Annotated in this window: 21 protein-coding genes; 17 read left to right on the top strand and 4 right to left on the bottom strand. The window is 62.4% G+C overall.

The window, feature by feature from the left end; all coding sequences use genetic code 11:
• Positions 1-105: 105 nt before the first annotated feature.
• Positions 106-816, bottom strand: coding sequence for an outer membrane protein OmpA (ompA, locus tag OX462_RS21325; protein WP_070219395.1), 711 nt, complete (start codon positions 814-816; stop codon positions 106-108).
• A 656-nt stretch (positions 817-1,472) separates the two neighbouring features.
• On the opposite strand from ompA, the gene gyrA reads away from it, so the two are divergent.
• From gyrA to OX462_RS21250, 15 genes are all read left to right on the top strand, one after another.
• Positions 1,473-4,151 (top strand): DNA gyrase subunit A, encoded by a 2,679-nt coding sequence (gene gyrA / locus OX462_RS21320; protein WP_230503859.1) that lies wholly within the window; start codon positions 1,473-1,475, stop codon positions 4,149-4,151.
• Positions 4,152-4,305: 154 nt separating this feature from the next.
• Positions 4,306-4,890: a DUF2059 domain-containing protein gene (locus OX462_RS21315; protein WP_070219422.1), complete on the top strand. Its 585-nt coding sequence runs from the start codon at positions 4,306-4,308 to the stop codon at positions 4,888-4,890.
• A 26-nt stretch (positions 4,891-4,916) separates the two neighbouring features.
• Entirely contained in the window at positions 4,917-6,023 is a 1,107-nt protein-coding gene (gene serC, locus OX462_RS21310; protein WP_409027006.1) for a 3-phosphoserine/phosphohydroxythreonine transaminase, read from the top strand.
• An 83-nt stretch (positions 6,024-6,106) separates the two neighbouring features.
• A complete protein-coding gene (pheA, locus tag OX462_RS21305; RefSeq protein WP_409027005.1) occupies positions 6,107-7,177 on the top strand; it encodes a prephenate dehydratase in 1,071 nt (356 codons plus the stop codon).
• Positions 7,178-7,350: 173 nt separating this feature from the next.
• A complete protein-coding gene (gene hisC / locus OX462_RS21300; protein ID WP_409027004.1) occupies positions 7,351-8,457 on the top strand; it encodes a histidinol-phosphate transaminase in 1,107 nt (368 codons plus the stop codon).
• A 4-nt stretch (positions 8,458-8,461) separates the two neighbouring features.
• Positions 8,462-9,370 (top strand): prephenate dehydrogenase, encoded by a 909-nt coding sequence (locus tag OX462_RS21295; RefSeq protein WP_409027003.1) that lies wholly within the window; start codon positions 8,462-8,464, stop codon positions 9,368-9,370.
• Positions 9,371-9,388: 18 nt separating this feature from the next.
• On the top strand, positions 9,389-10,744 hold the full coding sequence (gene aroA, locus OX462_RS21290; protein ID WP_034751802.1) for a 3-phosphoshikimate 1-carboxyvinyltransferase: 1,356 nt from the start codon (positions 9,389-9,391) through the stop codon (positions 10,742-10,744).
• A gap of 111 nt (positions 10,745-10,855) precedes the next feature.
• Complete coding sequence (gene cmk / locus OX462_RS21285) at positions 10,856-11,524, top strand: (d)CMP kinase (protein WP_070219400.1); 669 nt, start codon at positions 10,856-10,858, stop codon at positions 11,522-11,524.
• Between the two features lie 119 nt (positions 11,525-11,643).
• Positions 11,644-13,356, top strand: coding sequence for a 30S ribosomal protein S1 (gene rpsA, locus OX462_RS21280; RefSeq protein WP_071650172.1), 1,713 nt, complete (start codon positions 11,644-11,646; stop codon positions 13,354-13,356).
• 17 nt (positions 13,357-13,373) lie between these two features.
• A complete protein-coding gene (locus OX462_RS21275) occupies positions 13,374-13,679 on the top strand; it encodes an integration host factor subunit beta (protein ID WP_008446215.1) in 306 nt (101 codons plus the stop codon).
• Between the two features lie 240 nt (positions 13,680-13,919).
• The gene (locus OX462_RS21270) at positions 13,920-14,222 is read left to right on the top strand and encodes a LapA family protein (RefSeq protein ID WP_029496228.1); all 303 of its coding nucleotides are present in this window, start codon (positions 13,920-13,922) and stop codon (positions 14,220-14,222) included.
• A gap of 46 nt (positions 14,223-14,268) precedes the next feature.
• The gene (gene lapB / locus OX462_RS21265; RefSeq protein ID WP_070219401.1) at positions 14,269-15,444 is read left to right on the top strand and encodes a lipopolysaccharide assembly protein LapB; all 1,176 of its coding nucleotides are present in this window, start codon (positions 14,269-14,271) and stop codon (positions 15,442-15,444) included.
• A gap of 79 nt (positions 15,445-15,523) precedes the next feature.
• The gene (locus OX462_RS21260; protein ID WP_409027002.1) at positions 15,524-16,891 is read left to right on the top strand and encodes a UDP-glucose dehydrogenase family protein; all 1,368 of its coding nucleotides are present in this window, start codon (positions 15,524-15,526) and stop codon (positions 16,889-16,891) included.
• A complete protein-coding gene (rfaE1, locus tag OX462_RS21255) occupies positions 16,888-17,841 on the top strand; it encodes a D-glycero-beta-D-manno-heptose-7-phosphate kinase (RefSeq protein ID WP_070219403.1) in 954 nt (317 codons plus the stop codon). The genes OX462_RS21260 and rfaE1 overlap by 4 nt, the downstream gene beginning before the upstream one ends.
• A gap of 166 nt (positions 17,842-18,007) precedes the next feature.
• Positions 18,008-18,670 (top strand): ComEA family DNA-binding protein, encoded by a 663-nt coding sequence (locus tag OX462_RS21250; RefSeq protein ID WP_070313774.1) that lies wholly within the window; start codon positions 18,008-18,010, stop codon positions 18,668-18,670.
• 94 nt (positions 18,671-18,764) lie between these two features.
• On the opposite strand, the gene OX462_RS21245 is transcribed toward OX462_RS21250, so the two are convergent.
• Entirely contained in the window at positions 18,765-20,330 is a 1,566-nt protein-coding gene (locus tag OX462_RS21245) for a phospholipase D family protein (RefSeq protein WP_409027001.1), read from the bottom strand.
• A 199-nt stretch (positions 20,331-20,529) separates the two neighbouring features.
• On the opposite strand from OX462_RS21245, the gene OX462_RS21240 reads away from it, so the two are divergent.
• Positions 20,530-21,894: a M20/M25/M40 family metallo-hydrolase gene (locus tag OX462_RS21240; protein ID WP_409027000.1), complete on the top strand. Its 1,365-nt coding sequence runs from the start codon at positions 20,530-20,532 to the stop codon at positions 21,892-21,894.
• Here the strand turns inward: OX462_RS21240 and OX462_RS21235 are convergent.
• On the bottom strand, positions 21,891-23,660 hold the full coding sequence (locus OX462_RS21235) for an FAD-dependent oxidoreductase (RefSeq protein ID WP_121668734.1): 1,770 nt from the start codon (positions 23,658-23,660) through the stop codon (positions 21,891-21,893). The genes OX462_RS21240 and OX462_RS21235 overlap by 4 nt on opposite strands.
• Positions 23,661-23,912: 252 nt before the next feature.
• On the opposite strand from OX462_RS21235, the gene cysM reads away from it, so the two are divergent.
• Positions 23,913-24,815, top strand: coding sequence for a cysteine synthase CysM (gene cysM, locus OX462_RS21230; protein WP_035825682.1), 903 nt, complete (start codon positions 23,913-23,915; stop codon positions 24,813-24,815).
• A gap of 99 nt (positions 24,816-24,914) precedes the next feature.
• Here cysM and OX462_RS21225 read toward each other — a convergent pair whose 3' ends face one another.
• Positions 24,915-25,247 (bottom strand): hypothetical protein, encoded by a 333-nt coding sequence (locus OX462_RS21225; RefSeq protein ID WP_034751784.1) that lies wholly within the window; start codon positions 25,245-25,247, stop codon positions 24,915-24,917.
• Positions 25,248-25,677: the final 430 nt, after the last annotated feature.

The following is a 25,677-nucleotide window of genomic DNA, read 5'->3' as shown; positions in this document are numbered from 1 at the left end:
TTTTACAATTGGGCAGCCACGGACGAAAAAAAACCCCGCCGTGGCGGGGTTTTTCAGCTGTTCTTGACTTGCGCGATGATTTGCGCCGAGTCGAGGGGGCAGCTATTACTTGTTGCGGGTACCAACAACTTCGATTTCCACGCGACGGTTTTTCGCACGGCCTTCGGCAGTTTTGTTATCAGCAACAGGTTGTTTTTCGCCTTTGCCTTCGGTGTACACGCGGTTGCTTTCAACGCCTTTGGTAACCAGGTAGGCTTTGACAGCATCAGCACGACGTACCGACAGTTTTTGGTTGTAAGCATCGGTGCCGACGGAGTCGGTGTGACCCACAGCGATGATGACTTCCAGGTTGATGCCGCCCAGTTGTGCGGTCAGCTCGTCCAGCTTGGCTTTGCCTTCTGGCTTCAGCGTAGCTTTGTCGAAATCGAAGAATGCATCAGCGGCGAAGCTGACTTTTTCCGAGGTAGGAGCAACGACGACTGGCACTGGCACGACTGGTGCTGGTGCTGGTGCAGGTACGACTGGCGCTGGAGGTGCTACGCATTTGCCGTCTTGCAGGGTTTCTGGCTCTACGCACAGTGGTACGTCGCAACCTGGCACTGCGTCAGCAGGTGTCCAGTAGCCGGTGCGCCAGCACAGGCCGAATGGGTCACGCACGATCACGCCGCGGGCATCTTGCACGTAAGCGCTTTTTGGGCTTGGTGCTTGGATGTCAGTGGTAACTGGCGCGAATGGTGGGGAGGTTGGGGTTTGGGCCGAAGCCGAGCCAGCAATCACTGCGGATGCAGCGAAAAACAGCGTTACAAATTTATTCATTCTTTTTTCCTTTCGGGGGGTGATATCCGCAGAACAACACTGCGCTACTGGTGCTACGTGCCAAGATTTTATCATGTAGACCATATGCGCTCGTTTCAGATTGCGAAACTAGCAATTAACTTCCCAGTCATTTTGCCACACGCATCAGGGGCGCACGACCGTGGTTAAATCAAAGCTTGCCCGATTTTAGACCGTGCGTTGTTTTTGCGCAACGAAAATGCCCATTTGTAACGCATCTGTAACAATTGATCGCTTTTCTTGCCACTTTTAAGGGCAGGTGTCTTGAACTGACATTGCCGTTGTGCATTATCGGCAGAGCAACATGCACGACCCCGGTGCAAACCGCCAATGTTGCTGGTCTGGCCAATTTGTACAGGTAGCTGGGCGCGCATGCTAAAATCGTGCGCTTGACTGTTAAGAGTGCCGGGCAAATGCCCACGGCGGCACTGCATGGCCAGCACGTACCCTTGCGGTACCCGTACTGGCCTTGCCGCCAGCCCGCCGATTTGTTTTGGCACTCTGCGACATGGAAGCCGGGCCACGCCAGCAGCGCGCGGCGCGGCGTCCACGACGACAGCCACCCAGGATATGCAGTATTGCGTCATACATTGCGTAACAGATAAGTTAACCACAGCCTGAGATCAGTCGAACCGCCAATGGATCAATTCGCAAAAGAAACAATTCCTATTTCCCTCGAAGAAGAGATGCGCAAGAGCTACCTCGATTACGCCATGAGCGTGATCGTCGGTCGCGCCTTGCCCGATGCGCGCGATGGCTTGAAGCCAGTGCACCGCCGCGTCTTGTTCGCGATGCATGAAATGAATAACGTGTGGAACCGCCCTTACGTCAAGTGCGCCCGCGTGGTCGGCGAAACCATGGGTAAATACCATCCCCACGGCGATGCCTCGATCTACGACACACTGGTGCGCATGGCGCAGGATTTCTCGCTGCGCTACATGCTCGTCGATGGCCAGGGCAACTTCGGTTCCGTCGACGGCGACGGCGCCGCGGCGATGCGTTACACCGAGTGCCGCCTCGACAAGATCGCCGGCGAGCTGCTGGCTGATATCGACAAGGACACCGTCGACTTCCAGCCCAACTACGACGGCAAGGAAAAGGAACCGACGGTCTTGCCGACGCGTATCCCGAACCTGCTGATCAATGGCTCGTCCGGTATTGCCGTCGGCATGGCGACGAACATTCCGCCACACAACATCACCGAAGTCATCGACGGCGCGCTGCACGTGCTGCGCAACCCCGATTGCACGATCGATGAATTGATCGAGCTGATCCCGGCGCCGGACTTCCCGACGGCCGGCATCATCTATGGCGTGTCCGGCGTGCGCGACGGCTATCGCACGGGCCGCGGCCGCGTTGTCATGCGCGCCAAGACCCACTTCGAGGAATACGGCAAGGATGGCGGCCGCATCGCCATTATCGTCGACGAGCTGCCCTTCCAGGTCAACAAGAAATCCTTGCTGGAACGCATCGCTGAAAACGTGCGCGACAAGAAGCTCGACGGCATTTCCGACATCCGCGACGAATCCGACAAGTCGGGCATGCGCGTGGTGATCGAGCTGAAGCGGGGCGAAGTGCCGGAAGTGGTGCTGAACAATCTGTACAAGCAGACCCAGTTGCAAGACACCTTCGGCATGAACATGGTGGCCCTGGTCGATGGTCAGCCGAAGCTGCTGAACCTCAAGCAGATGCTGCAATGCTTCCTGTCGCACCGCCGCGAAGTGGTCACGCGCCGCACCGTGTTCGAACTGCGCAAGGCGCGCGAACGCGGTCACGTGCTCGAAGGCCTGGCGGTCGCGCTGGCCAACATCGATGACTTCATCGCCATCATCAAGGCCGCGCCGACGCCGCCGATCGCCAAGGTCGAGCTGATGGCCAAGGCCTGGGATTCGTCCGTCGTGCGCGAAATGCTGGCCCGTACGGGCGACGGCACGACGCCGGGCGGCGTCGATGCCTACCGTCCGGAAAACCTGCCGAAGCACTACGGCATGCAGACGGATGGCCTGTACAAGCTGTCGGACGACCAGGCGCAGGAAATTCTGCAGATGCGCCTGCAGCGCCTGACCGGCCTGGAGCAGGACAAGATCGTCAACGAGTACAAGGACGTGATGGAACATATCGCCGACTTGCTCGACATCCTGGCCAAGCCGGAACGCGTCACCGTCATCATTACCGATGAAATGACCCTGGCGAAGAACGAATACGGCGCCGGCAACAAGGACGTGCGCCGCTCGCAGATCGAGTTGAACGCGACCGACCTGGAAACGGAAGACCTGATCACGCCGCAGGACATGGTCGTGACCCTGTCGCACACCGGCTACATGAAGGCCCAGCCGATCACCGAATACCGCGCGCAGAAGCGCGGCGGACGCGGCAAGCAGGCCATGGCGACGAAAGAGGAAGACTGGATCGACCAGCTGTTCATCGCCAACACGCACGACTACATCCTGTGCTTCTCGGATCGCGGCCGCATGTACTGGCTGAAGGTGTGGGAAGTGCCGCAAGGCTCGCGCAACTCGCGCGGCAAGCCGATCGTCAACATGTTCCCGCTGCAGGACAACGAAAAGATCACCGTGATCCTGCCGCTGTCGGGCGAGAACCGCACGTTCCCGGAAGACCATTACGTGTTCATGTCGACCAGTCTGGGCACCGTCAAGAAGACGCCGCTGAAGGACTTCAGCAATCCACGCAAGGCCGGCATCATCGCGGTCGACCTGGACGACGGCGACTTCCTGATCGGCGCGGCGCTGACCGACGGCCAGCACGACGTGATGCTGTTCTCCGATTCGGGCAAGGCAGTGCGCTTCGACGAAAACGATGTGCGTCCGATGGGCCGCACGGCGCGCGGCGTGCGCGGCATGAACCTGGAAGAAGGCCAGCACGTGATCGCCCTGCTGGTGGCCGAGAACGAGCAGCAGTCGGTGCTGACGGCCACGGAAAACGGTTACGGCAAGCGTACGCCGATCACCGAATACACGCGTCATGGCCGTGGCACGAAAGGCATGATCGCCATCCAGACCAGCGAGCGCAACGGTAAAGTGGTTGCCGCGACCCTGGTCGATGCCAGCGATGAAATCATGCTGATCACCACCGGCGGCGTCTTGATCCGCACCCGCGTGTCGGAAATCCGCGAGATGGGCCGCGCGACGCAGGGCGTGACCCTGATCGCCGTGGAAGACGGCACCAAGCTGTCCGGCCTGCAGCGCGTGGTGGAAACGGATATCGACGAAGTCGAGCTGACGACGGAGGCGGGCACGGATGCCGCACCGGCAGCGGCCGAACCAGCCGATCCTGTCGACCCGGCCCAGCCGGAGTAAGATGATTGGGGCTCTTTCGGGAGCCCCAATTGCTATTGGCGCGTCTTTTCGTGGTGCTGCCAGCAGAATTTCGTAGGTCGGCTTAGCCCGTCGGGCGTAAGCCGACATGCATCCGGCAGTGCCCTTTTACCAGTCATTCAACATCCCGCATGCCATGAGAAAAATCGTTGCCACCTTCTTCGCCGCGTTTTCGCTGGCCTTCCTTGCGACCCTGCCGGCCCTGGCCCAGAGCACGCAAGCCACGCCCGCCCGCCAGGCGGCGCCAAGCCCCGCCATGAAAGTGGCCGTGCGGCGCATGCTCGACGCGATGCAGTTCCCGCAACTGACGCGCAGCATCTTCGACCAGATGCTGCAATCGGTGCCCGCCATGATCCGCCAGTCGGCGCAGCAGCAAATCAACAGCAACCCGAAACTGGACGAGCAGCGCAAGGCGCGCGCGCTGGCCAGCGCCGAGGAAGAAATCCCCCTGGCCATCGCCACCCTGACGCAGGTACTGGCCGACCCGACCCTGATCGACGAGCTGGGCGACGAAATGGTGCCCCTGTATGCGCGTTTTTACACGGTGCCGGAAGTCGAGCAGCTGACGGCCTTCTACAAGACGCCGCTGGGCCGCAAGATGCTGGCCACCATGCCGCAGCTGTCGGCCGAATCGATGGCCATCAGCCAGCGCGTGCTGATCCCCCGCGTGAACGCCGTGCTTGATCAGGTCATGCGGGCGGCCACGCAATCGCCCCAATAATTCTCATTTTCGCCAAGGACTGTATCGTGACCCATCAAGCCTTAAGCCCTATTTACAACTTCTCCGCCGGCCCCGCCGTTCTGCCCAAGGAAGTGCTGGCGCAAGCGGCCGCCGAGATGCAGGACTGGCACGGCAGCGGCATGTCGGTGATGGAAATGAGCCACCGTGGTCCCGAATTCATCTCTATTTACAAGCAGGCCGTGGCCGACCTGCGCGAGCTGCTGGCCGTGCCCGAGAACTACAAAATCCTGTTCCTGCAGGGCGGCGGCCTGGGTGAGAACGCCATCATCCCGATGAACCTGGTGGGCCTGGCCGCGCAGCAGCCGGCCACCGTCGACTTCGTGCACACGGGCTCGTGGTCGGGCAAGTCGATCCAGGAAGCGGCCAAGTATGCCAATGTGAACGTGGCCGCGTCCTCGAAGGCTGCCCGTTTCACTGGCGTGCCGCCCGTCGCCGAATGGAAGCTGACGCCAGGCGCCGCCTACCTGCACCTCTGCACCAATGAAACCATCGACGGCGTGGAGTTCCAGCAGGCGCCAAGCGTGCCGCCAGGCACCACCATCGTGGCCGACATGTCCTCGCACATTTTGTCGCGCGTGATCGACGTGTCGCAATACGGCGTGATCTTCGGCGGCGCGCAGAAAAATATCGGCCCGGCCGGCCTGACCCTGGTCATCGTGCGCGAAGACTTGCTGGGCAAGGCGCTGCCGATCTGCCCGTCGGCGTTCGACTGGACCATCGTGGCCGAACATGAGTCGATGTACAACACGCCGCCCACCTACGGCATCTATATCGCCGGCCTGGTTTTCCAGTGGCTCAAACGCCAGGGTGGCGTTGCAGCCATGGAACAGCGTAATATTGAGAAAGCGGCGCTGCTGTACGCGGCGCTCGACGCGGACGACTTCTACCAGAATCGGGTCGACCCCGCATACCGTTCGCGCATGACCATCCCGTTCTATCTGCGCGATGAAAGTCTGAACGACGCATTCCTGGCCGGCGCCAAGCAGCGCGGCCTGCTGCAACTGAAGGGCCACAAGTCCGTCGGCGGCATGCGTGCATCGATCTATAACGCGATGCCGATCGAGGGCGTGCAAGCCCTGGTGAATTATCTGAACGAGTTTGCCGGACGCTGAGTCGCTTAACCGACCGCGCCGGCCCGCCGCCGGCGCAGGCCGCGCGGCCATGATTGAAGTACAGCTGACGAAACAAACCATCCATGACCGATAAATTGAAACCGCTGCGCGAACAGATCGATGCGATCGACGCGCAAATCCTCGAACTGCTGAACCGCCGCGCGCAAATCGCCCAGCAGGTGGGCCACGTGAAGGCCGAGACGCAGGCGCCCGTATTCCGTCCCGAGCGCGAAGCGCAGGTGCTGCGCGGCGTGGCCGAGCGTAATCCCGGCCCCATGGGCAACCGCGAAGTGCAGACCATCTTCCGCGAAATCATGTCGTCCTGCCGCTCGCTGGAAAAGCGCGTGACCGTGGCCTACCTTGGCCCGGCCGGCACCTTCAGCGAACAGGCCGTGTATCAGCAGTTCGGCAGCGCCGTCGAAGGCTTGCCGTGCGCGTCCATCGATGAAGTATTCCGTTCCGCCGAGGCGGGAACGGCGGACTTCGGCGTCGTGCCGATCGAAAATTCCTCGGAAGGCGCCGTCAACCGCACGCTCGACATGATGCTGCAGACCAGTCTCATCATCAGCGGCGAGGTGGCGATCGCCGTGCACCACAGCCTGATGACGAAGAGCGGCAGCATGGATGGCGTCACGTCCATCTGCGCCCATTCGCAGGCGCTGGCGCAGTGTCAGGTGTGGCTGAACCAGAACTACCCGCATATCGAGCGCCGCGCCGTGGCCTCGAATGCCGAGGCGGCCCGCATGGCCGGCGAAGACGGCACGGTGGCGGCGATTGCCAGCGAACTGGCCGGCGCGCAGTACAAGCTGGGCGTGGTCAAGGGCCATATCCAGGACGATCCGCACAACCGCACGCGCTTTGCCGTCGTGGGCACCTTGCAGACGGCGCCATCGGGCAAGGACCAGACCTCGCTGGTGCTGGCCGTGCCGAACAAGGCGGGCGCCGTGTACCAGCTGCTGGCGCCCCTGGCCAGGCACGGCGTGTCGATGACGCGCTTCGAGTCGCGCCCGGCGCGCATGGGCAGCTGGGAGTATTATTTCTATGTCGACGTGGAGGGCCACGTGCACGACGCGGCCGTCGCCCAGGCGCTGGCCGAGCTGCAGAGCAATGCGGCGTTTTTCAAGGTGCTGGGGTCGTATCCGGTCAGTTTGTGACTTCGTTGACTGGTGTCGGATTACGCTGCGCTAATCCGACCTACGGTAAGCTGTAGGTTGGGTTAGCGCAGCGTAACCCAACAAACAACCACGGTAAGCCGTAGCTTGGGTTAGCGCAGCGTAACCCAACAACAGCCACCAGCCTAATCATTCACCAACTTTTAAAGAACACCATGTCTAAAAATATCGGTCCAGAATACGTCCGCGCCATCGCCCCTTATCAGAGCGGCAAACCGATCGCGGAAGTTGCGCGCGAATTCGGCCTCGACGAGGCAGCCATCGTCAAGCTGGCGTCGAATGAAAACCCGTACGGCATGCCGGAATCGGCGAAGCAGGCGATGATCGCCGCCATCGATGACCTGGGCCGCTACCCGGACGCCAACGGCTTCGACTTGAAAGCCGTGCTGTCGAAGCGCTACGACGTGCCGGCCGACTGGATCACCCTGGGCAACGGCAGCAACGACATCCTGGAAATCGCCGCGCACGCCTTCGTGCAGCATGGCCAATCCGTCGTCTACTCGCAGTACTCGTTTGCCGTGTACGCGCTGGCCACGCAAGGCCTGGGCGCGCGCCACATCGTCGTGCCGGCGCAAGCCTACGGCCATGACCTCGACGCGATGGCTGCGGCGATTGCCGATGACACGCGTCTGGTCTTCATCGCCAACCCGAACAACCCGACCGGCACCTTTCTGTCGGCCGCGCAGCTGGAAGCCTTCCTGCAAAAAGTGCCGGCGCACGTCGTCGTCGTGCTCGACGAAGCCTACAACGAATTCCTGTCGGCCGACGACCAGTACGAGTCGACGGCCTGGGTTCGCCAGTATCCGAACCTGGTGGTGTCGCGCACCTTGTCGAAGGCGTATGGCCTGGCCGGCTTGCGCATCGGCTTTGCCATCGCCCAGCCGGTGCTGACGGACCTGATGAACCGCATCCGCCAGCCGTTCAACGTCAACTCGCTGGCGCAGGCCGCCGCGATCGCCGCCCTGAACGACAAGGCATTCCTCGAGCAAAGCGCGCGCAACAACGCGGCCGGCTACCAGCAGTTCACGCAAGCGTTTGATGCCCTGGGCCTGGAATACGTGCCGTCGCACGGCAATTTCGTGCTGGTGAGGGTGGGTGACGATGACGAAGCGGGCGCGCGCGTGAACCTGGCATTGCTCAAGCAGGGCGTGATCGTGCGTCCGGTCGGCAGCTATGGCTTGCCGCAATGGCTGCGCATTTCCATCGGCCTGCCGCAGGAAAATGCCATCCTCATCGCCGCGCTGACGAAAGCGCTGGCCTGACGATATGATGACGCCTGCACTGAACAAGGTAGTCATCTTTGGCGTGGGCCTGATTGGCGGTTCGTTCGCGCGCGCCTTGAAACATGCGGGCGCGGTCGGCACGGTGGTCGGCATGGGCCGCTCGCCGGCCTCGATGGCGCGCGCGTTGGAGCTGGGCATCATCGACGAGATCGGCGGCGACATGGCTGCTGCCTTGCTTGGCGCCGACCTGGTGCTGGTCGCCGCGCCCGTGGCGCAGACGGGCGCCATCCTGGCGTCCATCGCGCCGCACCTGCAGCCCGGCACCATCGTCACCGACGCGGGCAGCACGAAAAGCGACGTGGTGGCGGCCGCGCGCGTAGCGCTCGGTGGCAAGGTGGCGCAATTCGTGCCCGGCCACCCGATCGCGGGACGCGAGACGAATGGCCCCGATGCGGCCATCATCGACCTGTATCAAGGCAAGAAAGTGGTGCTCACGCCGCTGGTGGAAAATAGCGCCGCCGACGTGGAACGCGTGGCGGCCGCGTGGCGCGCCTGCGGCGCCATCCTGCACACCTTGAGCCCCGAAGAACATGACAAGGTGTTTGCCGCCGTCAGCCATCTGCCGCATTTGCTGGCCTTTGCGCTGGTCGACGACATCGCCAAGAAACCGCACGCGGGCCTGCTGTTCCAATACGCGGCCAGCGGCTTTCGCGACTTCACGCGCATCGCCGGCTCATCGCCGGAAATGTGGCGCGACATCAGCCTGGCCAACCAGCCGGCGCTGCTGCATGAACTGGACGCCTACCTGGCGCAGTTGACGACCTTGCGCGCCCATCTGGCCGCGCACGACGGCGCCGCCATCGAGGGCGTGTATGCGAACGCCCAGCACGCGCGCCAGCAATGGATCGAGGCGATCGAAACGGCGGAAATACCGGCCGCGCCCCCACGATAAATACTCAAGGATTCCAGCATGACCCAGACCAAGCACTATCCCCACCATATCGATCTGAAGCCGGTGATGCACGCCGAAGGCACGGTGCGCTTGCCCGGCTCGAAAAGCATTTCCAACCGCGTGCTGCTGCTGGCCGCGCTGGCCAAGGGCACGACGAAGATCATCGACCTGCTCGCCTCCGACGACACCTTCGTCATGCTGACTGCCCTGACGTCGCTGGGCGTCAAATGGACGCAGGATGAATTGACGGGCGACCCGGCCACGGCCCACCAGGTGCACCACGTGGAAGGCTGCGGCGGCGTGTTCCCGCACCACGAGGCGGACCTGTTCATGGGGAACGCCGGCACGGCGATCCGCCCGCTGACGGCGGCGCTGGCCGTGATCGGCGGCGACTACACCTTGCACGGCGTGTCGCGCATGCACGAGCGCCCGATCGGCGACCTGGTCGACGCGCTGAATGCCGTCGGCACGCAGATCGAGTACACGGGCGAGCAGGGCTTCCCGCCGCTGCGCATCCGCCGCGGCCACATCCACGCACAACGCATCGCCGTGCGCGGCAACGTGTCGAGCCAGTTCCTGACGGCCTTGCTGATGGTGGCGCCGCTGATGGCGCGCGACCATGCCGTGACCATCGATGTCACGGGCGAGCTGATTTCGAAGCCGTATATCGAGATCACCCTGAACCTGATGCGCCGTTTCGGCGTGACCGTCGAGCATGACGGCTGGCAGTCGTTCACCGTGCAGCCGGGCCAGCAGTATCAAAGCCCGGGCACGATCCACGTGGAAGGCGATGCCTCGTCGGCCTCGTATTTTCTGGCGGCCGGCGCCATCGGCGGCGGTCCCGTGCGGGTGGAAGGCGTGGGACGCGACAGCATCCAGGGCGACGTGCGTTTCGTCGAAGCCTTGCAGCAGATGGGCGCGACCATCACCATGGGCGAGAACTGGATCGAGGCGCGTTCGAACGGCGTGCTGAAAGCCGTCGACATGGACTTTAACCATATTCCCGACGCGGCCATGACGATCGCCGTGGCGGCCCTGTACGCGGACGGCACCTCGACCTTGCGCAATATCGCCAGCTGGCGAGTGAAGGAAACGGACCGCCTGGCCGCCATGGCGACGGAATTGCGTAAACTCGGCGCCGAAGTGGAGGAGGGCGCGGACTACCTGCGCGTGACGCCGCCGGCCGAAATCCAGGCAGCGACCATCGACACGTATGACGACCACCGCATGGCCATGTGCTTCTCGCTCGCTTCGCTGGACGGCGCCGCCCGCCGCGGCAACGAGATGCGCATCAACGACCCGAAATGCGTGGCCAAGACCTTCCCCGAGTATTTCGCCGCCTTCGCGGGGATTGCCAAAGATACTCTTATTTAACCGAAATCCGGGGTCAGGCTCTCTCCACCTGCAACGCCAGTTCAGGCGTTGATGCAAGCGGGGGTCTGACCCCAGCCCTTTTGGGTTTAGTTTTTTTAAAGTGACAAAATAATGCCAACATCCACCATCCCAGTCATCGCCATCGACGGCCCCACCGCTTCCGGCAAAGGCACGGTGGCGCACCGCGTGGCCGACAAGCTGGGCTTTCATTACCTGGATTCGGGCGCGCTGTACCGCCTGACGGCCTTGAGCGCGCTGCGCCGCGGCACGGACTTGCGCGACGAGCACGCGCTGGCCAAGCTGGCCGAGCACTTGCCTTGCCACTTCGCCAATGGCGAGATCCTGCTGGCGCAGGAAAACGTCACCGAGCAGATCCGTGCCGAAGAGGTGGGCAACACGGCGTCGAAAATTGCCGTATTGCCAACTGTGCGCCATGCCCTGGTCAGCTTGCAGCTGGGTTTTCGCAAGACGCCGGGCCTGGTGGCCGACGGGCGCGACATGGGCACGGTGATCTTCCCGCATGCCCAATTGAAGGTCTTCCTCACGGCCAGCGTCGAGGCGCGCGCGCAACGGCGCTACAAGCAATTGATAGACAAGGGTTTTTCTGCTAATATGGAAGACCTTCTGATGGATTTGCAGGCGCGGGACGAACGTGATACTCACCGTGCGATTGCGCCGCTGGTCCCCGCGGAAGGGGCGCATGTCCTCGATACGTCGGCAATGACGGCAGATGATGCCGTTGAAACCGTGTTGAAATGGTATGCAGCTGCAGCAAAATAGTGTGATTTCTATGCTATGTGGTGCCCGTTGACGGCTCCTGGCCTGTCCGGGTGTGTCAAAAACCTAACCCAGTTTAAGTCGCATCGTGCGATCTCTGCTGGATAACCTGTGTGAACCCTATGTCTACTGTTACAACTAACGAATCTACCGGTATGGAAAGTTTTGCTGCGCTCTTCGAGGAATCGTTGTCGCGTCAAGATATGCGCTCCGGCGAAGTTATTTCCGCTGAAGTCGTGCGCCTCGACCACAATTTCGTGATCGTGAACGCTGGCCTCAAATCCGAAGCATTCATCCCTGTCGAAGAATTCAAGAACGACCACGGCGAACTGGAAGTCAAAGTTGGTGACTTCGTTTCCGTGGCGATCGAATCGCTGGAAAACGGTTTCGGCGATACCATCCTGTCGCGCGATAAAGCCAAGCGTCTGGCTTCGTGGCTGGCTCTGGAAAAAGCGATGGAATCGGGCGAGATCGTCGTCGGTACCGTCAATGGTAAAGTCAAAGGCGGTCTGACCGTGTTGACCAACGGCATCCGCGCATTCCTGCCGGGCTCGCTGGTTGATACCCGTCCTGTCAAAGACACCACCCCATTCGAAGGCAAAACCCTCGAATTCAAAGTGATCAAGCTCGATCGCAAGCGTAACAACGTGGTTCTGTCCCGCCGCGCCGTCATCGAAGCTTCGATGGGCGAAGAGCGTCAGAAACTGATGGAAACGCTGAAAGAAGGCACGGTCGTGACCGGCGTCGTCAAAAATATCACCGACTACGGCGCGTTCGTGGATCTGGGCGGTATCGATGGCCTGCTGCACATCACCGACCTGGCATGGCGCCGTGTACGTCACCCGTCGGAAGTACTGACGGTTGGCCAGGAAATCACCGCCAAGGTCCTGAAATACGATCAAGAGAAAAACCGTGTTTCGCTGGGTGTGAAACAACTGGGCGACGATCCTTGGACCGGTCTGTCCCGTCGTTACCCACAAAGCACCCGTCTGTTCGGTAAAGTAACGAACCTGACCGACTACGGCGCGTTCGTTGAAGTGGAACAGGGTATCGAAGGTCTGGTACACGTTTCCGAAATGGACTGGACGAACAAAAACGTTGCTCCTAACAAGGTTGTCCAACTGGGCGACGAAGTAGAAGTGATGGTTCTGGAAATCGACGAAGAGCGTCGTCGTATCTCGCTGGGCATGAAACAGTGCAAAGCCAATCCATGGGATGACTTCGGTGTTACCCATAAGAAAGGTGACAAAGTCCGCGGCGCGATCAAATCGATCACCGACTTCGGCGTGTTCATCGGCCTGGCCGGCAACATCGACGGTCTGGTGCACCTGTCCGACCTGTCCTGGACCGAAACCGGCGAAGAAGCCGTGCGTCGCTTCAAGAAAGGTGACGAACTGGAAGCCATCGTTCTGGCCATCGACGTTGAGCGCGAGCGCGTTTCCCTGGGCGTCAAGCAACTGGAAGGTGACCCATTCAACAACTTCGCAGCCATGAACGACAAAGGCTCGCTGGTCACCGGTACCGTTAAATCGGTTGAGCCTAAAGGCGCCGTGATCCAACTGTCCGAAGAAGTTGAAGGCTACCTGCGCGCTTCCGAAATCTCGCGCGACCGCGTTGAAGATGCTGGTACGCACCTGAAAGTCGGCGACACCGTCGAAGCGATGGTGTTGAACATCGACCGCAAAGCCCGTGGTATCCAACTGTCGATCAAAGCGAAAGACAACGTTGAAACCCAGGAAGCCATGCAGAAGATGGCAGCTACCGACAACAACGCAGCTTCGGGCACCACCAGCCTGGGCGCCTTGTTGAAAGCTAAGTTCGATAACAAGAACTAAGACTGCGGATACGGCAGATGACAAAGTCCGAGCTGATCAACCGCCTCGCTGAGCGTTATTCTCAGCTGGTGGCGAAGGATGCGGAGTATGCCGTCAAGACCATTCTCGATGCGATGACCAACGCCCTGGCGACCGGTCAGCGTATCGAGATCCGCGGTTTTGGCAGTTTTGCCCTGAACAGCAGGCCCCCGCGCATCGGCCGCAACCCGAAATCCGGCGACAAGGTGATGGTTCCTGAAAAACGGGTACCCCACTTCAAACCGGGCAAACAGTTGCGCGAGCGGGTGGACGCGATGGTCGGGCAACCGATCATCGAGGATTAATCGTCTGCTGGAAGGCGACATAAAGAGCGGCGTCCTTGGATGCCGCTTTTTTTTGTTAATATGCTGTAGAGCACTGCTCAAACCTACTGCGCGTCGCGCTTTGCGGCCGGCGATGCTCACCGTACTTCAGTACGGTTGCGCTTCTCGGCCACAAATCGCTGCCGCTCGCTACGGTTTGATCAGCACTCTACGTTTGTGCCATGTGGTACGGGCATTTTTTTGTTCACTCTGGACCTATCGATGAAAATCATCTCCACCATCGTTGGCTGTGTTCTTTTCGTCCTGTTCTTCAGTTTTGCGCTGAAGAATGCGCAGGTTGTCGACCTGCATGTTTTCCTCAATTATGAAATTCGCGGCCCCCTGGTCCTGATGCTGCTGGGCTTTTTTGTCGCCGGCGCCAGCCTGGGCGTACTGGCGCTGACGCCGACCGTGTTCCGTCACCGCCGCGAAGCGAACAAGCAAAAGACCACCATTGCCGCGCTGCAGACCGTTGGCGTGGCCAGCAATGTCCAGCCGCAACCGGACAGCGTGAGCGCGCAGTAAGCGGCGCCGTCGCTCCTATCTCTCTTACTCGAATAAAAACAATCGCATGGATTTTGAACTCTGGTGGCTCTTGGGTATCCCGATGTTTTTCGCGCTGGGCTGGATCGCCGCGCGCGTGGACATTCATCAACTGGTGTCGGAATCGCGCAGCCTGCCGCGCAATTACTTCAAGGGCTTGAATTTCCTGCTCAACGAGCAGCATGACAAGGCCATCGACGCCTTCATCGAAGTCGTCAAGCTGGACCCGGAATCGGCCGATATGCACTTTGCGCTGGGCAACCTGTTCCGCCGCCGCGGCGAAACGGAGCGCGCCATTCGCGTGCACCAGAACTTGCTGGCCCGTCCGGACTTGCCGCTGGAACAGCAGGGCCACGCCGCCTACGAGCTGGGCATGGATTACCTGAAAGCAGGTCTGCTGGACCGCGCCGAAGAAACCTTCAACAGCCTGGTCGACACGCAATATGCGGCCCAGGCGCGCCGCGCGCTGCTGGAAATCTACCAGCGCGAAAAGGAATGGCCACGCGCCATCGAAGCGGCCGTGGGCTTGCAGGAATCGGGCGCCGGCGCGCGCCAGAAGGAAATCGCCCAGTTCTATTGCGAACTGGCGCATGACGCCCTCGTGCACATGAAGCCGGACGACGCCATGCCGCTGCTGGAAAAAGCCTTGCAGACGGACCGCAAGAGCGTGCGCGCCACCATCCTGACGGGCGACGTGCTGCTGGCGCGCGGCGACGTGGAAGGCGCGCTGACCACCTGGCGCCGCGTGGAACAGCAAAGCGTGCCGCACGTGGCCCTGGTCGCGCAGCGCCTGATGGATGGCTACACCAAGCTGGGCCGTGCACAGGAAGGCGTCAACCTGCTGCGTTCCTACCTGGAAGAAGCATCGTCGATCGACCTGATCGAAGTCGTCTTCAAGGCCGTTATCGAGCTCGACGGCGTGGAAGCGGCGAAGCAGCTGGTCAGCGCCGAGCTGCGCCGCACGCCGACCCTGCTGGGCCTCGACAAACTGCTGGAAGCGCGCATGATGGACGCCCCGGCCGCCATCTGGTCCGAGCTGTCGATGGTGAAAAACCTCGTGCACGGCTACACGCAGAAGCTGGCCCGCTACCAGTGCAGCCACTGCGGCTTCAAGGCACGCCAGTTCTATTGGCACTGCCCTGGCTGCAACAAGTGGGAAACGTATCCACCGCGCCGCACAGAAGAACTTAACGTCATGAACTGATTCGTACACGTCACCTTGCCCTGAGCAATGTGGCGTGTACTTCTATGTAAGACCTGCTTTTTATCCATACGGTACATCCATGAAAATCACTATTATCGGCACCGGCTATGTTGGCCTCGTGACCGGCGCCTGCCTGGCGGAGCTGGGCAACGACGTCTTTTGCCTCGACCTGGACGCACAGAAGGTAGCCTTGCTCAACAGCGGCGGCATCCCCATCCATGAACCGGGCCTGGAAGAAGTCGTGGCGCGCAACCGCGCCGCCGGACGCATGACCTTTTCCACCGACGTCGAAGCGGCCGCCGCGCACGGCGCGATGCAATTCATCGCCGTCGGCACGCCGCCCGATGAAGACGGCTCGGCCGACCTGCAATACGTGCTGGCCGCCGCGCGCGGCATCGGCAAGTACATGACGGACTTCAAGGTCATCGTCGACAAGTCGACCGTGCCCGTCGGCACGGCCGAAAAAGTGCGCGCCGCCATCCAGGGCGAACTCGACGCGCGCGGCGTGGCCGCCACGTTCTCGGTGGCATCGAACCCGGAATTCCTCAAGGAAGGCGCGGCCGTCGAAGACTTCATGCGCCCCGACCGCATCGTCATCGGCGTCGACGCCACGCCGGACGGCGAACGCGCGCGCGAATTGCTGAAAAGCCTGTACGCGCCGTTCAACCGCAACCACGAACGCACCTACTGGATGGATGTACGCTCGGCCGAATTCACGAAATATGCGGCCAACGCCATGCTGGCCACGCGCATCTCGTTCATGAATGAACTGGCGAACCTGGCCGACAAGGTGGGCGTCGATATCGAAGCCGTGCGCCACGGCATCGGTTCCGACCCGCGCATCGGCCACAGCTTCCTGTATGCGGGCTGCGGCTATGGCGGTTCCTGCTTCCCGAAAGACGTGCAGGCGCTCGAGCGCACGGCACGCGGCCACGGCCAGGAATTGCTGATCCTGCGCGCCGTCGAAGCCGTCAACGACCAGCAGAAGCAGGTGCTGGGACGCAAAGTGGTCACTCGCTTCGGCGAAGATCTGACGGGCCGGCATTTCGCCGTGTGGGGCCTGGCCTTCAAGCCGAATACGGACGACATGCGCGAAGCATCGGCCCGCGTGCTGCTGGCCGACTTGCTGGGACGCGGCGCCACGGTGGCCGTGTACGACCCCGTCGCCATGGCCGAGGCGCGCCGCGTGCTGCAACTGGACTTGACGCCGGAGCAATTGGCCAGGGTGCGCTTTGCCGACAGTCCGAAGGATGCGCTGCAGGACGCCGATGCGCTGGTCATCGTGACCGAGTGGAAAGCCTTCCGCAGCCCCGACTTCGAGCAGGTCAAGGCGCGCCTGAAGCAGGCAGTGATCTTTGACGGACGCAATCTGTTCGAGCCGGCCGTCATGGCCGAGAACGGCATCGAATACCACGGGATCGGTCGCTCGATCCTGACGCGCGCATGAGCGCCCAGGAGGTAGTCGCCTTGACGGCGCCGGCCGCGCTGGCCCAGGTACGCCTGCTGGTGGTGGGCGATGTGATGCTGGACCGCTACTGGTTCGGCGATGTCAGCCGTATTTCGCCGGAAGCGCCCGTGCCCATCGTGCGCATCGAGAAGCGCGAAGAGCGCCTGGGCGGCGCGGCCAACGTGGCGCGCAACGCGGCCGCGCTGGGAGCGAAGACGAGCTTGCTGGGCGTGGTGGGCGACGACGAGGCCGGCAGCCAGGTCGAGCGCCTGCTCGAAGGCGGCGGCATCCACAGCTATCTGCAGCGCGATGCGGCCATTTCCACCATCATCAAGCTGCGCGTGATCGGCCGCCAGCAGCAGATGCTGCGCATCGACTTCGAGGATGCACCGAGTGATACGGTGCTGCGCGACAAGCTCAAGCAATTCAATGCCCTCTTGCCGCACTACGACGTGGTGATCCTGTCGGACTACGCCAAGGGCAGCCTGGTGAACGTGGCCGAGATGATCAAGGCGGCACGGGCGGCCGGAAAAATCGTCATGGTCGACCCGAAAGGCGATGATTTCAGCCGCTATACGGGAGCGTCAGTGCTCACTCCGAACAAGTCGGAACTGCGCCGCGTGATCGGCAACTGGAGCACGGAAGAGCAGCTCACGGAACGCGCGCAGCAGATGCGCGCGCAGCTGGGCCTGGACGCCTTGCTGCTGACCCGTTCCGAAGAAGGCATGAGCTTGTACACGGCCGACGAGGTGCTGCACATGCCCACCGATGCGCGCGAAGTGTTCGACGTCTCGGGCGCCGGCGACACGGTGATCGCCACCATGGCGGCCATGCTGGGCGCCGGCATGGGCCTGGGCGACGCCGTGCGCACGGCCAACCGGGCCGGCGGCATCGTCGTCGGCAAGCTGGGCACGGCCACTGTCACCCGCGACGAGCTGTTCTCCCAGTAACCATGCTGTACCACCTGCGCCGGAGCGTTTGATCTGGCGCAGGTTTTCCCATCCTTCCGCCGTCCCGTCTTGTCAACCGTATCACGCTACAGCCGTTAAAGCCGTTAAGGCGCTGCTCTTCCCTTGCGTTCGAGTCATCTTGAAACCACACCACGGAGAGATACCCATGTTCAAAAAAATACTGCTGGCCATCGCCACCTTGATCGCGACGATGGGCTTTGCCTTTGCCCAGGTCGATGTCAACAAGGCGGACCAGGCGGCACTCGACAGCGTCAAGGGCATCGGCCCCGTCACGTCGAAAGCCATCATCGACGAGCGTGCCAAGGGCGGCGCCTTCAAGGATTGGGCCGATTTTGAAAGCCGCGTGAAGGGCATCGGTCCGAAAAGTTCCGTGAAGTTGTCGGAAGCGGGCTTGCAAGTGAATGGCCAGGCCAAGTCCGGCGCGCCGGCGGCACCCGCTCCGGCGGCGAAAGCTGCCCCGGTAAAAAAGGAAGCTGCTGTGAAGGAAGTTGCAGCGAAAGAAGCCGCACCGAAGCCAGCTGCTGCGACCGACACCGCTGCGGCGCCAGCCAAGACAGCCGCTGAAGCGAAAAAAGAAGCTGCTGCCGCGAAGAAAGAAGCCAAGGCTGCCGCCGCTGCCGCCAAGAAAGAAGCTGCCGCCGCGCCTGCCGCTGCAGCGGCCGATGCCGCTCCCGTGAAAACGGCTGCCGAAGCGAAGAAGGAAGCTGCCGCTGCCAAGAAAGAAGCGAAGGCTGCTGCCGCTGCCGCGAAGAAAGAAGCGAAACTGGCTGCCGCCGAGGCGAAGAAAGCGGAAGCCGAGAAAAAATAAGCGTTTTGTCGTAAAGCGTGTTGCGTGGTGGTGCCGCGCAGCACGAGAAGAAAACCCCGCGTGGTACCGGCCGCGCGGGGTTTTTTTTATACACCTACAGCTGCGATTCGATCGGCAGCCAGCGCATCACGGACACCAGCAGGCGGCGCCAGAAGCCGGACTCCGGATCGTGCGTCCACACTTTGGCGGGCTGCTCGGTGGCGTCGGACCAGCGCAGGGCGCCGTTGTCGAGGAACAATCGATAGCTGGTGTCGCTCGCCGTCGAATGCAGGAACAGCGCGCGCATGTCGGCCGCCAGCGCGGTATCGTCGAACAGCACGCCCATTTCCGTATTCAGCTGGGCCGAGCGGGGATCGAGGTTGAAGGAACCGACGAAGCCCCGCTGGCCGTCGACCACCACGGCCTTGGTATGCAGGCTGGCGCGGCTCGACCCCATCAGACTGATGCGCTTGCGGTGCTGGGTCTTCAATTCAAACAGGGCGACGCCGCCATCGAGCAGCGCCTGGCGGTAGCGCGCATAGCCCGCATGCACGAGGGCCACATCGGTGGCGGCCAGCGAGTTGGTCAGCACCTGGACCTGGACGCCGGCCGCGACCTTGTCGGCCAGCATCGTGCTCAGCGCCGCGCCGGGCACGAAGTAGGGCGAGGTCAGCAGCGCTTCCTCGCGCGCGTCCGTCAGCAGCGGCAGCAGGCTGTGCATGAGCCAGTGCTCGCTGCGCTGCAAACTGGCCACGGGCGCGGCTTTTTCCGGCGGGTCCGACAGCACCTGCACTTGCCCGCTCCAGTGCAGGCGCAGCCGGCCATCGAGGTGGGCTTGCAGCTGGCCCGCATCGGTCAGCTGCTGGAGGTAGGGGGAAGCGCCCACTTCGCCCGTGAGCGTATCGAGGCGGGCGCGCACAGCCTGCAGTTCCGGCGCGCCCGCGTCCTTGCCGGCGTGCAAGGCGCCGATGGGGAGGACGGCGCGGCTGTTCCAGAAGCGGTCGAAGATGTCGCTCGTCTGCTGCACGGCGGGTCCCACCAGCAGCAAGTCGGCATCCTGGAAATTGACTTGCTCGGCGGCATCAAAATATTCATCGCCGATATTGCGCCCGCCGACGAGGGCCACCCTGCCGTCGACGATCCAGGCCTTGTTGTGCATGCGCCGGTTCAGGCTGACGGCGCGCAAGGCCATTTCCACGGCGCGCCACCAGATGCCGTCGCGGTTGCGGCTTGGATTGAAGATGCGCACGTCGATCAGCGGATGGCTGTCGAGCGCGAGGATGGCGGCGTCCTGGCCCCGCGCGTTGATGTCGTCGAGCAGCACGCGCACGCGCACGCCGCGGTCAGCCGCGCGCAGCAGTTCGCGCACCAGCAGGCGTCCCGTGACGTCGTTATGCCAGATGTAGTATTGCAGGTCGATGCTGCGGCCCGCTTCGCGCGCGCTCAGGGCGCGCAGGGCAAACGCTTCCAGGTTGTCGTCGATCAGGGCCGTGCCGCTGTGGCCCGGGCGTTGCGCCAGCTGCGGCGCCAGCACGCGGTCGAGCAGGGTGGCATCCGTCGCCACGGGCAAGGCCGTTCCCGGCGCGCCCAGCGAGCGTTCGGCGAAGCGCCCGTAGCTGTACAGGGCAGCGATGCTGAGCACGGCAAACAAGGTGGCCAGCAGCAGCAATTTGACGAGCATGCGGCGCACCGTCAGCGGACCGCGCGCATGCTGCGGCGTGCGGGATGGAGGGCGGTCTGGCGCATGCGTGCCTTTCGTGAACGGGGGAGTGGCCGATTGTAGCAGTTTCTACAATGCACGATTTTCGACCTGGAACATCCTTGCCTGCCGTCAAAAATGCGAGAATGGTCAGCTCAATCAATCATCGGGAGACGGCGGCATGGCAGGGATTGTGACGGCAATGACGGCAATGACGGCAGCCATGCTGTCGGCGAGTGTGGCGGCGGCGCCGGGCGCCGACCCGGCGCAGCAGCAGATACGGCAGCTGGTGGCCGACATCTCGCCGCAGCGCATCGAGGCGCATGTGCGCAAGCTGGTCAGTTTCGGGACGCGCCACACCATGTCCGATACCGTGTCCGACACGCGCGGCATCGGCGCGGCCCGGCGCTGGATCAAGGCGGAACTGGAGCGCTGCGGCGCGCAGGCGGGCGGACGGCTGCAGGTGGCGTTCGACAGCCATGTGGCGCCCGTGTCGAAACGCATTGCGCGGCCGACGGAAATCGTCAACGTGGTGGCGACCTTGCCGGGCAGCCAGCCGCAGTCGGCCGGGCGCATCTATGTCGTCAGCGGCCATTATGATACGCGCGCCACCGACGTGATGGATGCGCAGGGCGACGCGCCCGGCGCCAACGATGACGCCTCGGGCACGGCGGCCGTGATCGAAATGGCGTGCGCGATGGCGCGCCACCAGTTCGACGCCACGCTCGTCTTCATGGCCGTGGCGGCCGAGGAACAGGGTTTGTTGGGTTCCGGCCATTGGGCGCAGCAGGCAAAGTTGAATAAACTCAACATCGCCGGCATGCTCAATAACGACATCATCGGCAGTTCGCGCGCCGACGACGGCACCGTCGATGGCGGCCAGGTGCGCCTGTTTGCCGAGGGTATCCCGGCCGTGAAGGAGATGAGCGACGGCGTGCGCGCCCTGGTGGCGACGGGCGGCGAAAACGATTCGCTCTCGCGCCAGCTGGCGCGCCATGTAAAACAGGTGGGCGAGCGCTACGTTCCCGGTTTCAAGGTCAACGTCATCCAGCGCGCCGACCGTTACCTGCGCGGCGGCGACCATATGCCGTTTCTGGCACAAGGCTACGCGGCGCTGCGTTTCACGGAACCGCACGAGGATTTTGCGCATCAGCACCAGGATGTGCGCGTGGAAAATGGCGTGCAGTACGGCGACTTGCCGCAATTCGTCGACTATGACTACGTGGCGAAAGTGGCGCGCGTAAATGCGGCGGCGCTCGCTTCGCTGGCCCTGGCGCCGGCCGCGCCCGCCGGCGTGCAGGTGCGCACGGCCCAGCTGGAAAACGCCACTGCACTGGTCTGGCAGCCGAACACGGAACCGGACCTGGCCGGTTACCGCATCGTCTGGCGCGCCACGACGGCCGACCAGTGGCAGGGCGCGCAGGATGTGGGCAATGTCACCGAGGCCAAGGTCAAGCTATCGAAAGACAGCTATTTCTTTGGCGTCCAGGCCATCGACCGCGACGGCAATGTCAGCGTGGCCACGTATCCCATGCCCTTGCGCTAGGCGCTGTTGACAGGCAAGCGGGCAAGGAAACCGTGAATCTGGGAAACGACGGCCGCGCCTTCGCCCACGGCGGCGGCGACGCGCTTGGTGGAACCGGCGCGCACGTCGCCGATGGCGAACACGCCCGGCACGCTCGTTTCCAGCGCGGCCCGTTCCGGCAAGTCCGGAGGCGGGTAGGCTAAATGCGCGCCGTGGCCATGGGCGCGGCATTCGGCGCGCGTGACGTCGAAGCCCGTGCGGATAAAACCCTGCTCGTCGACGGCCACGGCGCAGTCGTGCAGCCAGTCCGTGTTCGGATCGGCGCCGACAAACAGGAATACGCGGCGCACGGCGCAATCGCACTCCTTGCCCGTCTGGTTGTTGCGCCAGCGCACCTCCGTCAAGCCGTCGTCGTCGCCTTCGAGGGCGATGATTTCCGTGTGCGTGTGCAAGGTGATATTGGGCGTGGCGGCGATGCGCTCGATCAAATAGCTCGACATGCTGGCCGCCAGTCCCTCGCCGCGGATCACCATGTGGACCTTTGCGGCGTGGCTTGAGAGAAACACGGCGGCCTGGCCGGCCGAGTTGCCGCCGCCCACCAGGATGATTTCTTCCTGCCGGCACAGCTTGGCTTCGATGGGCGAGGCCCAGTAATACACGCCCCGTCCCTCATACGTTTTCAGGTTGGCCAGCGAGGGGCGGCGGTAGCGCGCGCCGCACGACAGCACCACCGTGCGGGCGCGCACCTGCGTGCCGTCGCACAGCTTGACGCGCAGCGGCCAGCTGTCGCACAGCAAGTTGGCGGCGCTGGCCGGGGTGGCGATCTCGACGCCGAACTTTTGCGCCTGCACGTAGGCGCGTCCTGCCAGTGCGCGGCCAGAAATTCCGGTGGGAAAGCCCAAATAATTTTCGATGCGCGCGCTGGCGCCCGCCTGGCCGCCGTACGCGCGCTGCTCGAGCGCCAGCACCGATAGCCCTTCCGAGGCCGCATACACGGCCGTGGCCAGGCCGGCGGGACCGGCGCCCACCACCAGCACGTCGAAGATCTTGTCGCCGGACAAATCGGGCAGCATGCCCAGGCAGCGTCCCAGTTCCGCATTGCCGGGATTTTTCATGATCTTGCCGTCTGGACAGACCACCAGCGGCCAATCCTGCGGCGTGGGCTGGTAGCGCCCGGCCAGCGCGGCGGCGGACGTATCGGTGGCCGGATCGAGCACCGTGTGCGGATGGCCATTGCTCGATAAAAAGCTTTGCAGGTGGAACAGATTGCCATTGCCGCGCGGGCCCACCAGCACGGGGCCGCCCGAATTCGATTCGATCAGCGCCACGCGGCGCAGGATCAGGGCGCGCACGATGCGTTCGCCCATCTCCGCCTCGGCCACGATCAGCGCGCGCAAGGATTCCGAACTGATGTCGAGCAATTCCACCTCGCCCACGGCGCTGCCATTGACGAGGGTAGGGCGGCCGGACAATTGCGCCACCTCGGCAATGAAGTGGCCGACGCCCACTTCGCGCAGCACGGACGCCTGCCCCAGCACTTCGTGGCGCGTGATGCTGACCCGCCCGGACAGTATCACCAGCATGCCGAAGCTGCTGCTGCCCGCTTCGAACAGCGTTTCGCCGTCGGCAAAGCGCCGCCGCGTGCCGTAGCGCTGCAAGCGCTGCAGTTCGAGCGCATTGAAGACGGGCGAGATCTGGTGGCTGCGGCCCTGCAAGTCGAGCGTGGCGAACTGGACGGGATCGTCCTGCGTCGTTTCGGGAATGAATTCGGGTGTGCTGCTGGCCATGGCGGGTCCGTTCGGAGGCTGAATAAGCAAATAACAAAAATAACTAACAGTGACGAGTCTAGCGCATGCGGCGCGCGCCTGCCGCAATACCCCTTGCGCACGCCCGGAAATGGCGGGGCGGCAGGCGCCATGCGGCGCGTCGCGGCGCAGCCGCATGCATACGCGGGCCCGGAAGCGGCCGCCGATCAGCGATACGCCGTCCAGCATCTCATATTAGAATGGGTCTTTGTTGAATCTACTCAAACAGACACGATGGCTTACAAGACACTTGAAGATACGATAGGCAATACCCCGCTGGTGCAACTGACGCGCTTGCCGGGTGCCGATGCGCTTGCGCGCAACAACGTCATCCTGGGCAAGCTGGAAGGCAACAATCCGGCCGGCTCCGTGAAGGACCGCGCGGCCATGTCCATGCTCAAGCGCGCTGAAGAGCGCGGCGTCATCAAGCCGGGCGATACCCTGATCGAGGCGACCAGCGGCAATACGGGCATCGCGCTGGCCATGGCCGCCGCTTTGCGCGGTTACAAGATGCTGTTGCTGATGCCCGACAACCTGAGCGTGGAGCGCCGCCAGAGCATGGCCGCCTACGGCGCCGACATTTTATTGACGCCGAAGACGGGCGGCATGGAGTATGCGCGCGACCTGGCCGAGCAGATGCAGAAGGATGGCCGCGGCGTCATCCTCGACCAGTTCGCCAACGAAGACAATTCGCGCGCCCACTATGAAAGCACGGGGCCGGAAATCTGGCGCGATACCAATGGCCAGGTCACGCACTTCGTCAGCGCCATGGGCACGACGGGCACCATCATGGGCGTGTCGCGCTATTTGAAGGAGCAAAATCCCGCCATCCAGATCATCGGCGCCCAGCCCGAGGAAGGCTCGCAGATTCCCGGCATCCGCAAATGGCCGGAAGCGTACTTGCCGAAAATCTACGACAAGTCGCGCGTGGACCAGGTGGAGTACGTGAGCCAGGGCGTGGCCGAGCGCATGGCGCGCAGCCTGGCGGCGGAAGAGGGCTTGTTTTGCGGCATCTCGGCAGCCGGTGCGTGCGAAATCGCGCTGCGCATCTCGCAAACGGTGGAAAACGCGACCATCGTGTTCGTCGTCTGCGACCGTGGCGACAGATATCTGTCCACAGGTGTTTTCCCTGCGTAACGGGGAAGGATGTGAAGTGAGGTCGGCCAGAACGGCCTGAGAACTGCTGGAAATACCCCCTCCCCATGGCGGGGAGGGAAAACCTGCGAACTGGCAGGATCAGCCTTGTGGCGTTTCGCCTTCTTTTGGCTTGAATTGCTTGTCGCTGATGCGGAATTTGTTACGACGGTCACCCATCAGGTAACGCAGGTCGCGGATGCTCAGGTCGCTGACTTCGTGCATGCGGATCAGCAGCGATGCGCCGACCGGCAGGCGGTGGTGGCGAATTTTACTGATGACCGGTGGCGCCACTTCCAGCGCGCGGGACAAGGCTGCGTCGTTTTTCAGGCGCAGGTTTTCGATCAGGGTATCGAGCAGTCTGTTTGGGTTGTACTGAAGCAGATCGTCGGAGTCCGAATCGCTGTTCATATCAATGCCGACTTGGTTTGTCATGATGTTATTGTTCCTTCTGTAGTTGCACTGCAAAGTAAAAAACACTCGGAGCTCGCTCTTGCTGCGTTCATGTTCATTCTTTACTAAAAGGAACGAATTCACACACGGTACGATCCGGGATACAGTTTTTCATGATATATACACAATTGTACAACAGGATTCAATTTCAGGCGGGAAAGCCCGCTAATCTTGCTTTGTACAGAATCGGTGTTGTCTAGCTGCAACACCTATTTATTCTTTATTATGCTCTATGATAGAGCAAAAATTGTACTTTGACAAAAGTTAAGTATAAAACCACTACTGCATCCCGTGCCGCACAAAGGCTGGCGAGCGAGGCTGGCACATGTTATCGGCCCCACCATAGACCTGTTTGCCGGTCGCTTCAACATCGCTTACGCTTTCTTACAAGTAATATTATAACTTTACACTG

Source organism: Janthinobacterium aestuarii, assembly GCF_046113285.1.
In the GTDB taxonomy this organism is placed as follows: Bacteria; Pseudomonadota; Gammaproteobacteria; order Burkholderiales; family Burkholderiaceae_D; genus Janthinobacterium.
This window is presented reverse-complemented; position numbering and strand designations above follow the sequence as displayed.

Bases quoted from the DNA above. Each gene is read 5' to 3' on its own strand.
- pheA (WP_409027005.1), top strand. From the start codon at position 6,107: ATGACCGATAAATTGAAACCGCTGCGCGAACAGATCGATGCGATCGAC.
- rfaE1 (WP_070219403.1), top strand. From the start codon at position 16,888: ATGAGCGCCCAGGAGGTAGTCGCCTTGACGGCGCCGGCCGCGCTGGCC.
- hisC (WP_409027004.1), top strand. From the start codon at position 7,351: ATGTCTAAAAATATCGGTCCAGAATACGTCCGCGCCATCGCCCCTTAT.
- gyrA (WP_230503859.1), top strand. From the start codon at position 1,473: ATGGATCAATTCGCAAAAGAAACAATTCCTATTTCCCTCGAAGAAGAG.
- cmk (WP_070219400.1), top strand. From the start codon at position 10,856: ATGCCAACATCCACCATCCCAGTCATCGCCATCGACGGCCCCACCGCT.
- rpsA (WP_071650172.1), top strand. From the start codon at position 11,644: ATGTCTACTGTTACAACTAACGAATCTACCGGTATGGAAAGTTTTGCT.
- OX462_RS21245 (WP_409027001.1), bottom strand. From the start codon at position 20,330: ATGCTCGTCAAATTGCTGCTGCTGGCCACCTTGTTTGCCGTGCTCAGC.
- OX462_RS21225 (WP_034751784.1), bottom strand. From the start codon at position 25,247: ATGACAAACCAAGTCGGCATTGATATGAACAGCGATTCGGACTCCGAC.
- OX462_RS21315 (WP_070219422.1), top strand. From the start codon at position 4,306: ATGAGAAAAATCGTTGCCACCTTCTTCGCCGCGTTTTCGCTGGCCTTC.
- OX462_RS21275 (WP_008446215.1), top strand. From the start codon at position 13,374: ATGACAAAGTCCGAGCTGATCAACCGCCTCGCTGAGCGTTATTCTCAG.
- OX462_RS21260 (WP_409027002.1), top strand. From the start codon at position 15,524: ATGAAAATCACTATTATCGGCACCGGCTATGTTGGCCTCGTGACCGGC.
- OX462_RS21235 (WP_121668734.1), bottom strand. From the start codon at position 23,660: ATGGCCAGCAGCACACCCGAATTCATTCCCGAAACGACGCAGGACGAT.
- OX462_RS21270 (WP_029496228.1), top strand. From the start codon at position 13,920: ATGAAAATCATCTCCACCATCGTTGGCTGTGTTCTTTTCGTCCTGTTC.
- lapB (WP_070219401.1), top strand. From the start codon at position 14,269: ATGGATTTTGAACTCTGGTGGCTCTTGGGTATCCCGATGTTTTTCGCG.
- cysM (WP_035825682.1), top strand. From the start codon at position 23,913: ATGGCTTACAAGACACTTGAAGATACGATAGGCAATACCCCGCTGGTG.
- OX462_RS21250 (WP_070313774.1), top strand. From the start codon at position 18,008: ATGTTCAAAAAAATACTGCTGGCCATCGCCACCTTGATCGCGACGATG.
- aroA (WP_034751802.1), top strand. From the start codon at position 9,389: ATGACCCAGACCAAGCACTATCCCCACCATATCGATCTGAAGCCGGTG.
- OX462_RS21295 (WP_409027003.1), top strand. From the start codon at position 8,462: ATGATGACGCCTGCACTGAACAAGGTAGTCATCTTTGGCGTGGGCCTG.
- ompA (WP_070219395.1), bottom strand. From the start codon at position 816: ATGAATAAATTTGTAACGCTGTTTTTCGCTGCATCCGCAGTGATTGCT.
- OX462_RS21240 (WP_409027000.1), top strand. From the start codon at position 20,530: ATGGCAGGGATTGTGACGGCAATGACGGCAATGACGGCAGCCATGCTG.